Source organism: Burkholderia sp. (assembly GCF_018375725.1).
GTDB lineage: Bacteria > Pseudomonadota > Gammaproteobacteria > Burkholderiales > Burkholderiaceae > Burkholderia.
Window position 1 is genome coordinate 1 of the sequence record NZ_JAHACR010000199.1, and the last position, 8003, is coordinate 8003.

Here is an 8003-nt window from a genome sequence, read left to right on the forward strand (position 1 = left end):
GCGCGCGAAGCGGCGCAGCGTCGACAGATGGTTGGCGTCTGTCGCGTGCTGCACATCGACGCCGCCGCAGACGAATACGATATCCGGCTGCCCCGCGCATTCCGCCGGACCGGTGTCGACCGTGAGGCCGTTGCTCGCCGTGACCGGACCGCCGTCCGGGCTGATGACCGACCAGCGATAGATCGGCTGTCCGCTCAGGTAATTTGCCATCCGAAGCACTTCGACCGCATTCGTGAATGCGATCATCGTGAAGTTGGGCAGCAACATGAACGCGAAGTGAGACAACGACGCTGTACGGTCGGGCGACATGGGGATCGATCCTAGAATCTACTCATAGCTTTTTGGCCCGGGGCACGGATCGGGCAGCGGTATTGTGGAATTGAGCGCAACAAGCGTGCCATACGGCTAAACCCCTAGCTTCATACGTTGCAATGACATAGCGATCATGCTGCGCCGCACCGATTCGGTGACGGCTTGCACCCGCGTTGCGCGTCGCGGGCACCGCAGTCGTGCTTGTCCGTCTTTTGCGCGGTGCCGCAAGCCATGTCGCTTGCCGGAAAATTGCACGACCGGTCACTTGTGTAAAACGGACGCGCATGGCGGAAAAGGCAAAGAACGCGTCTAAATTCATCAATCGACCGAAAATCCGAACGACAAGAATAGAGCCGTCGGCAGCCTTGGTCTGGCAACGCCGGAAAGCCAGATATGGCGGGCCTTTCGCCTTGCACGATGCCCATTTTTCATTGTCACGGACGCTCTATGTCGAACACCCAGCCTTTCTTCTCGCAGCCCCTCGCCGAGCGCGACGCGCCGGTTCGCAGCGCCATCCTGAAAGAACTCGAGCGGCAGCAGTCGCAAGTCGAGCTGATCGCGTCGGAAAACATCGTGTCGCGCGCCGTGCTCGAAGCGCAGGGCTCCGTGCTGACCAACAAGTACGCGGAAGGTTACCCGGGCAAGCGCTATTACGGCGGCTGCGAATTCGCCGATGAAGTCGAGGCGCTCGCGATCGACCGCGTGAAGCAGATCTTCAACGCAGGCTTCGCCAACGTGCAGCCGCACTCGGGAGCCCAGGCGAACGGTTCGGTGATGCTCGCGCTGGCGAAGCCGGGCGACACGGTGCTCGGCATGTCGCTCGATGCCGGCGGCCACCTGACGCACGGCGCGAAGCCGGCACTGTCCGGAAAATGGTTCAACGCCGTGCAGTACGGCGTGAACCGCGACACGATGCTGATCGACTACGACCAGGTCGAGGAGCTGGCGCAGCAGCACAAGCCCAGCCTGATCATCGCGGGGTTCTCCGCCTATCCGCGCAAGCTCGACTTCGCGCGCTTCCGCGCCATCGCGGACAGCGTCGGCGCGAAGCTGATGGTCGACATGGCGCATATCGCGGGTGTGATCGCCGCGGGCCGCCATGCGAATCCGGTCGAGCATGCGCACGTCGTCACGTCGACGACGCACAAGACACTGCGTGGCCCGCGCGGCGGCTTTGTCCTGACGAATGACGAGGAGATCGCGAAGAAGATCAACTCGGCCGTGTTCCCCGGCCTGCAGGGCGGCCCGCTGATGCACGTGATCGCCGGCAAGGCCGTCGCGTTCGGCGAGGTGCTGCAACCGGGCTTCAGAACCTATATCGACAACGTGCTCGCCAATGCGCAGGCGCTCGGCGAAGTGCTGAAGGCGGGCGGCGTCGATCTCGTGACCGGCGGCACCGACAACCATCTGCTGCTGGTCGATCTGCGGCCGAAGGGCCTGAAGGGCGCGCAGGTCGAGCAGGCGCTCGAGCGTGCGGGGATCACGTGCAACAAGAACGGCATTCCGTTCGATACCGAGAAGCCGACCGTCACGTCGGGCATCCGTCTCGGCACGCCGGCCGGCACGACGCGCGGCTTCGGCGCCGCGGAATTCCGCGAGATCGGCCGCCTGATCCTGGAGGTGTTCGACGCACTGCGCGCGAACCCGGACGGCGACCCTGCCACCGAACAGCGCGTGCGCCGCGAGATCTTCGCGTTGTGCGAACGCTTCCCCATCTACTGATACGCCGAACCGACAGGACTGGAGCACACCATGAGCACGCTGCACCAAGACAGCATCATCATCGACGGCCTGAACATTTCGAAGTTCGAGCGCTCGGTATTCGAAGACATGCACAAGGGCGGCATCACCGCCGCGAACTGTACGGTGTCGGTCTGGGAAAATTTCGCGAAGACCGTCGACAACATCGCGCTGATGAAGAAGCAGATCCGCGACAACAGCGAGCTGCTGACGCTCGTGCGCACGACCGACGACATCTTCCGCGCGAAGAAGGAGGGCAGGACCGGGGTGATTCTCGGCTTCCAGAACGCCCATGCGTTCGAGGACAACCTCGGCTATATCGAGGCATTCGCCGATATGGGCGTGCGCGTCGTGCAGCTCTGCTACAACACGCAGAACCTTGTCGGCACCGGCTGCTACGAGCGCGACGGCGGCCTGTCGGACTTCGGCCGCGAGGTGATCGCCGAGATGAACCGCGTCGGCATCATGGTCGACCTGTCGCATGTCGGCGGCAACACGTCGTCGGAGGCGATCGCCTTCTCGAAGAAACCGGTCTGCTATTCGCACTGCCTGCCGTCGGGCCTCAAGGAGCATCCGCGCAACAAGAGCGACGCGCAGCTGAAGGAAATCGCGGATGCGGGCGGGTTCGTCGGCGTGACGATGTTCGCGCCGTTCCTCAAGCGCGGCATCGACGCGACGGTCGACGACTATATCGAGGCGATCGACTACGTCGTGAACCTGATCGGTGAGGACGCGGTCGGCATCGGCACCGACTTCACGCAGGGCTACAGCACCGACTTCTTCGACATGCTGACGCACGACAAGGGCCGCTATCGCCGCCTGACCAATTTCGGCAAGGTCGTGAACCCGGAGGGCATCCGCACGATCGGCGAATTCCCGAACCTGACCGCCGCGATGGAGCGCGCCGGCTGGAAGGCGTCGCGTATCCGCAAGATCATGGGCGAGAACTGGGTACGCGTCTTCAAGGACGTCTGGGGCGCCTGATTCTTTAACCGATTCACTCGACAAAAACGGGACGTGCCTGCGCAAGCCGCGCAGGCACGCGGACGATGCCGCGCCTGCGAACAGGCGGCGCGCGGCCTTTTTTCCTCACGGAGTCACCACGATGCAACCGCAACTGCCGATCAACGTCGATCCCGATACCGGCGTCTGGACCACCGATGCGCTGCCGATGCTGTACGTTCCGCGCCATTTCTTCACGAACAACCACGTGGCGGTCGAAGACGCGCTCGGCCGGGACGTCTACGCGGAGATTCTGTACAAGGCCGGCTACAAGTCCGCCTATCACTGGTGCGACAAGGAGGCGAAGCTGCACGGGATCAGCGGCATGGCGGTGTTCGAGCATTACCTGAAACGTCTGTCGCAGCGCGGCTGGGGCCTGTTCTCGATTCGCGAGGCCGATCCGTCGACCGCACGCGCCAAGATCGAACTGCACTACTCGTCGTTCGTGCTTGCGCAACCCGGCAAGGAAGGCAAGCTCTGCTACATGTTCGCCGGCTGGTTTGCCGGCGCGATGGACTGGGTCAACGACACGACGCCGGCCGGCAAGGACGCGCCGCGGGCGCAATCGAAGGAAGTGCAGTGCGCGGCGGAAGGTCACGACCATTGCGTCTTCGAAGTGTCGCCGGTCGCCCACTGACCACGAACTCCATCCGCCATACGAGACATACGAACGCCAGAGGTCGCCTGCGATGCGCTATCCCCACTTGTTCAAACCCCTGCAGCTCAACCAGCTGACGCTGCGCAACCGGATCGTCAGCACGGCGCACGCCGAGGTGTATGCGGAGCCGGGCGGCCTGCCGGGCGACCGCTACATCCGCTATTACGAGGAAAAGGCGAAGGGCGGTGTCGGCCTCGCCGTATGCGGCGGGTCGAGCCCGGTGTCGATCGACAGCCCGCAGGGGTGGTGGAAATCGGTGAACCTGTCGACCGACAAGATCGTCGATCCGCTCGCGCGGCTGGCCGAAGCGATGCATCGTCACGGCGCGAAGATCATGATCCAGGCGACGCACATGGGCCGCCGCTCGGCATTCCACGGCGAGCACTGGCCGCACCTGATGACGCCGTCGGGCGTGCGCGAGCCGGTGCACCGCGGCAACGCGAAGATCATCGAGGTCGAGGAGATCCGCCGCATCATCTCGGATTTCGCGGCTGCCGCGAAGCGCGTGAAGGACGCGGGCATGGACGGCATCGAGATCTCGGCTGCGCACCAGCATCTGATCGACCAGTTCTGGAGCCCGCGCACGAACTTCCGCACCGACGAATGGGGCGGCAGTCTCGAGAACCGGCTGCGTTTCGGTGTCGAGGTCCTGCAGGCCGTGCGCGAAGCGGTCGGCAAGGATTTCTGCGTCGGCCTGCGGATGTGCGGCGATGAATTTCACGAGGACGGCCTCGATCACGAACAGCTCAAGGAGATCGCGCAGGCGATGTCGGAGACGGGCCTGATCGATTATCTCGGCGTGATCGGCTCCGGTGCGGATACGCACAACACGCTCGCGAACTGCATGCCGCCGATGGCGTTGCCGCCCGAGCCGTTCGTGCATCTCGCGGCGGGCATCAAGTCGGTCGTCCGGATTCCGGTGATGCATGCGCAGAGCATCCGCGACGCGGGCCAGGCCGAGCGCCTGCTGGCGAACGGCATGGTCGATCTGGTCGGCATGACGCGCGCGCAGATTGCCGATCCGCACATGGTCATCAAGATCCGCGATGGCCGCGAGGACGAGATCAAGCAATGCGTCGGCGCGAACTACTGCATCGACCGCCAGTACAACGGCCTCGACGTGCTGTGCGTGCAGAACGCCGCCACGTCGCGCGAGGCGACGATGCCGCACGTGATCGAGAAATCGCGCGGCCCGAAGCGCAAGGTCGTCGTGGTCGGCGCCGGCCCGGCCGGGCTGGAAGCGGCGCGCGTCGCACGGCTGCGCGGCCACGATGTCGTGCTGTTCGAGAAGAACCCGGAAGTCGGCGGACAGATCATGCTGGCCGCAAAGGCGCCGCAGCGCGAACAGATGGCGGGCATCGTGCGCTGGTTCGACATGGAGACGAAACGCCTCGGCGTCGACCGGCGTCTTGGCGTCGAAGCCGACGAGAAGACGATCATGGCCGAGAAGCCCGACATCGTCGTGCTTGCAACCGGCGGCCGGAGCTTCACCGATCAGGTGCCGGCGTGGGGTGTCGACGAAGGGCTCGCAGTCAGCGCCTGGGATGTCCTGTCGGGCCGCGTCGAACCGAAGCAGAACGTGCTCGTCTACGACGGCGTCAGCACGCACGCAGGCTCGGGCGTTGCCGATTTCATCTCGAGCCGCGGCTCGAACGTCGAGATCGTCACGCCGGACGTGAAGGTCGCCGACGATTGCGGCGGCACGACCTTCCCGATCTTCTATCGCCGCCTGTATGCGCAGGGCGTGATCCATACGCCGAATTACTGGCTCGATCGCGTGTATGAGGAAAACGGCAAGAAGATCGCGGTGCTGCGCAACGAGTACACCGAGGAGCAGGAGGAACGCGCGGTCGATCAGGTCGTGATCGAGAACGGATCGACGCCGAACGACGCGTTGTACTGGAAGCTCAAGCCGGAATCGGTGAACCGCGGGCAGACCGACGTGCACAAGCTGTTCGCGGCCGAACCGCAGCCGAGCCTGTCGGAGACGCTGGGCAACGGGCGCTTCCTGCTGTTCCGCGTCGGCGATTGCATTTCGATGCACAACATCCACGGCGCGATCTACGACGCGCTGCGTCTCGTGAAGGATTTCTGACGATGAATCCGGCCTTTCTGATTACCGCATTGCTGTGGCTGTCGGTGGCGGGGCTCGCGTTCGCGGTCGCGAAGCGCTCGTCGTACTGGCGTCTCGGGCGGGCCACCGCGCCCGGCGCATTCGGCGTCGCGAACCTGTTCGCGATCCCGAAGCGCTATTTCGTCGACCTGCACCATGTCGTCGCGCGCGATCCGTATATCGCGAAGACGCACGTCGCGACGGCGGGCGGCGCGATCGCCGCGCTGGCGCTGGTGTTCGTCAACTACGGTCTCGCGATCTATTCGCCGTGGCTCGACCGGCTGATCTTCGTCGCGGCGCTCGCGATGCTGGTCGGCGCGGTGTTCGTGTGGCGCCGCCGTGCCGCGCGGAACGCGCCGGCGCGTCTGTCGCGCGGGCCGTGGAACACGCTGCCGTGGCTGCTCGGTTCGTTCGCGCTCGGCCTGACGCTGTACATGCTCGTGCCGGCCAGCGCGATGTCCGGCGCGTTTGCCGTGCTCTGCGCGGTGCTGATCGGCGTCGGTGCATTCGCGATGACGGTCGGTGCGGCGAAGGGCGGCCCGATGAAGCATGCGATCGCGGGCCTGCTGCATCTTGCGTTCCATCCGCGTCAGGAGCGTTTCGCCGCCACGCGAGAATCGTTCACCGGCAACGGTACGGCGACGCCGCCGACCGCGCTGAAGGTGCCGGATATCCAGCAGCACGACTACGGTGTCGCGAAGCCGGTCGAGTTCCGCTGGAACCAGCTGCTGAGCTTCGATGCCTGCGTGCAGTGCGGGAAGTGCGAAGCTGCCTGCCCGGCGTTCGCGTCCGGCCAGCCGCTGAACCCGAAGAAACTGATCCAGGATCTCGTCGTCGGGATGGCTGGCGGCAGCGACGCCGCTTACGCGGGCAGTCCGACGCCGGGCATCGCGGTCGGCCAGCACCACGGCGCACCGAACGGCCCGATCGTGTCCGGCCTGATCGAAGCGCAGACGCTGTGGTCGTGCACGACCTGCCGCGCATGCGTGCAGGAATGCCCGATGCTGATCGAGCACGTCGACGCGATCGTCGACATGCGCCGCAACCAGACACTCGTCCATGGCACGGTGCCGGGCAAGGGCGCGGACGTGCTCGCGAACCTGCGGGAAACCGGCACGATGGGCGGCTACGACACCGGCGCGCGCTACGACTGGTCGGTCGACCTGAACGCACCGGTCGCGCAGCCGGGCAAGCCGGTCGACGTGCTGATCGTCGCGGGCGAAGGCGCATTCGACATGCGCTACCAGCGCACGCTGCGTGCGTTCGCGAAGGTGCTGAACAAGGCCGGCGTCGATTACGCGGTGCTCGGTGCGGCCGAGACCGATACCGGCGACGTCGCGCGGCGTCTCGGCGACGAAGCGACGTTCCAGCAGCTGGCGAAACGCCTGATCGGCACGCTGTCCACGCTGTCGTACAAGCAGATCGTCACGGCGGATCCGCACGTGATGCACAGCCTGCGCAACGAATACCGCGCGCTCGGCCTGCGTGTGACCGTCAAGCATCACACGACCTATCTCGCCGAGCTGGCGGCGAGCGGACGCATCGCGCCGAAAGCGGTCGAAGCGCTGCGCGAGAAGCGCACCACGTATCACGATCCGTGCTACCTCGGCCGCTACAACGGCGAAACGGACGCGCCGCGCAAGCTGCTGAAGGCGATCGGCATCCAGGTCGTCGAGATGGAGCGCAACGGCCTGCGCGGCCGTTGCTGCGGCGGTGGCGGCGGCGCACCGCTGACCGATATCCCGGGCAAGCAGCGCATCCCCGACATTCGCATCGCCGACGCGCGCGCGATCGGCGCGGAAGTGGTCGCGGTCGCCTGCCCGAACTGCACGGCGATGCTCGAGGGTGTCGTGGGGCCGCGCCCTGACGTGCTCGATGTGGCCGAACTCGTTGCTGCTTCGCTGGAGTGAATCGATGAATACGATCAAACGAATCGATCCGCGCCGGCCGTTCATCGTCACGGCGGCCGGTCTCAAGCGCATCACGCTGGGCGAGGCCGGCAGCGCGGACGCGAGCGCCGCGCACTGGGCCGCGCACGGTCATGGCGCGGCGGCGGCCAAGCCGCGCCGGGTGGTAACGGATCCGCAACACCTGCTGCTCGTCGTCGCGCACAGCGAACGCGGCGCGCTCGACGACCATGCGTGCCAGGCGATTGCCGCCGCCGCGCTGCTCGCCGAT

At 65.6% G+C, this 8003-nt stretch carries 5 protein-coding genes and 2 pseudogenes; 6 read left to right on the top strand and 1 reads right to left on the bottom strand.

Features of this window, described 5'->3' with window-relative positions; genetic code table 11:
* Positions 1–309 (bottom strand): annotated as a pseudogene (locus KH616_RS17945) (GlxA family transcriptional regulator); the annotation flags it as partial.
* A 450-nt stretch (positions 310–759) separates the two neighbouring features.
* Here KH616_RS17945 and KH616_RS17950 point away from each other — a divergent pair.
* From KH616_RS17950 to KH616_RS17975, 6 genes and pseudogenes are all read left to right on the top strand, one after another.
* Entirely contained in the window at positions 760–2034 is a 1275-nt protein-coding gene (locus KH616_RS17950; RefSeq protein WP_292248917.1) for a serine hydroxymethyltransferase, read from the top strand.
* 30 nt (positions 2035–2064) lie between these two features.
* Positions 2065–3036 (top strand): dipeptidase, encoded by a 972-nt coding sequence (locus tag KH616_RS17955; protein ID WP_292248920.1) that lies wholly within the window; start codon positions 2065–2067, stop codon positions 3034–3036.
* A gap of 121 nt (positions 3037–3157) precedes the next feature.
* Entirely contained in the window at positions 3158–3691 is a 534-nt protein-coding gene (locus KH616_RS17960) for a DUF5943 domain-containing protein (RefSeq protein ID WP_292248922.1), read from the top strand.
* Between the two features lie 52 nt (positions 3692–3743).
* On the top strand, positions 3744–5807 hold the full coding sequence (locus KH616_RS17965) for an NADH:flavin oxidoreductase (RefSeq protein ID WP_292248925.1): 2064 nt from the start codon (positions 3744–3746) through the stop codon (positions 5805–5807).
* 2 nt (positions 5808–5809) lie between these two features.
* Positions 5810–7735 (top strand): (Fe-S)-binding protein, encoded by a 1926-nt coding sequence (locus KH616_RS17970; RefSeq protein ID WP_292248926.1) that lies wholly within the window; start codon positions 5810–5812, stop codon positions 7733–7735.
* 4 nt (positions 7736–7739) lie between these two features.
* A pseudogene (locus KH616_RS17975) lies at positions 7740–8003 on the top strand (electron transfer flavoprotein subunit alpha/FixB family protein); the annotation flags it as partial.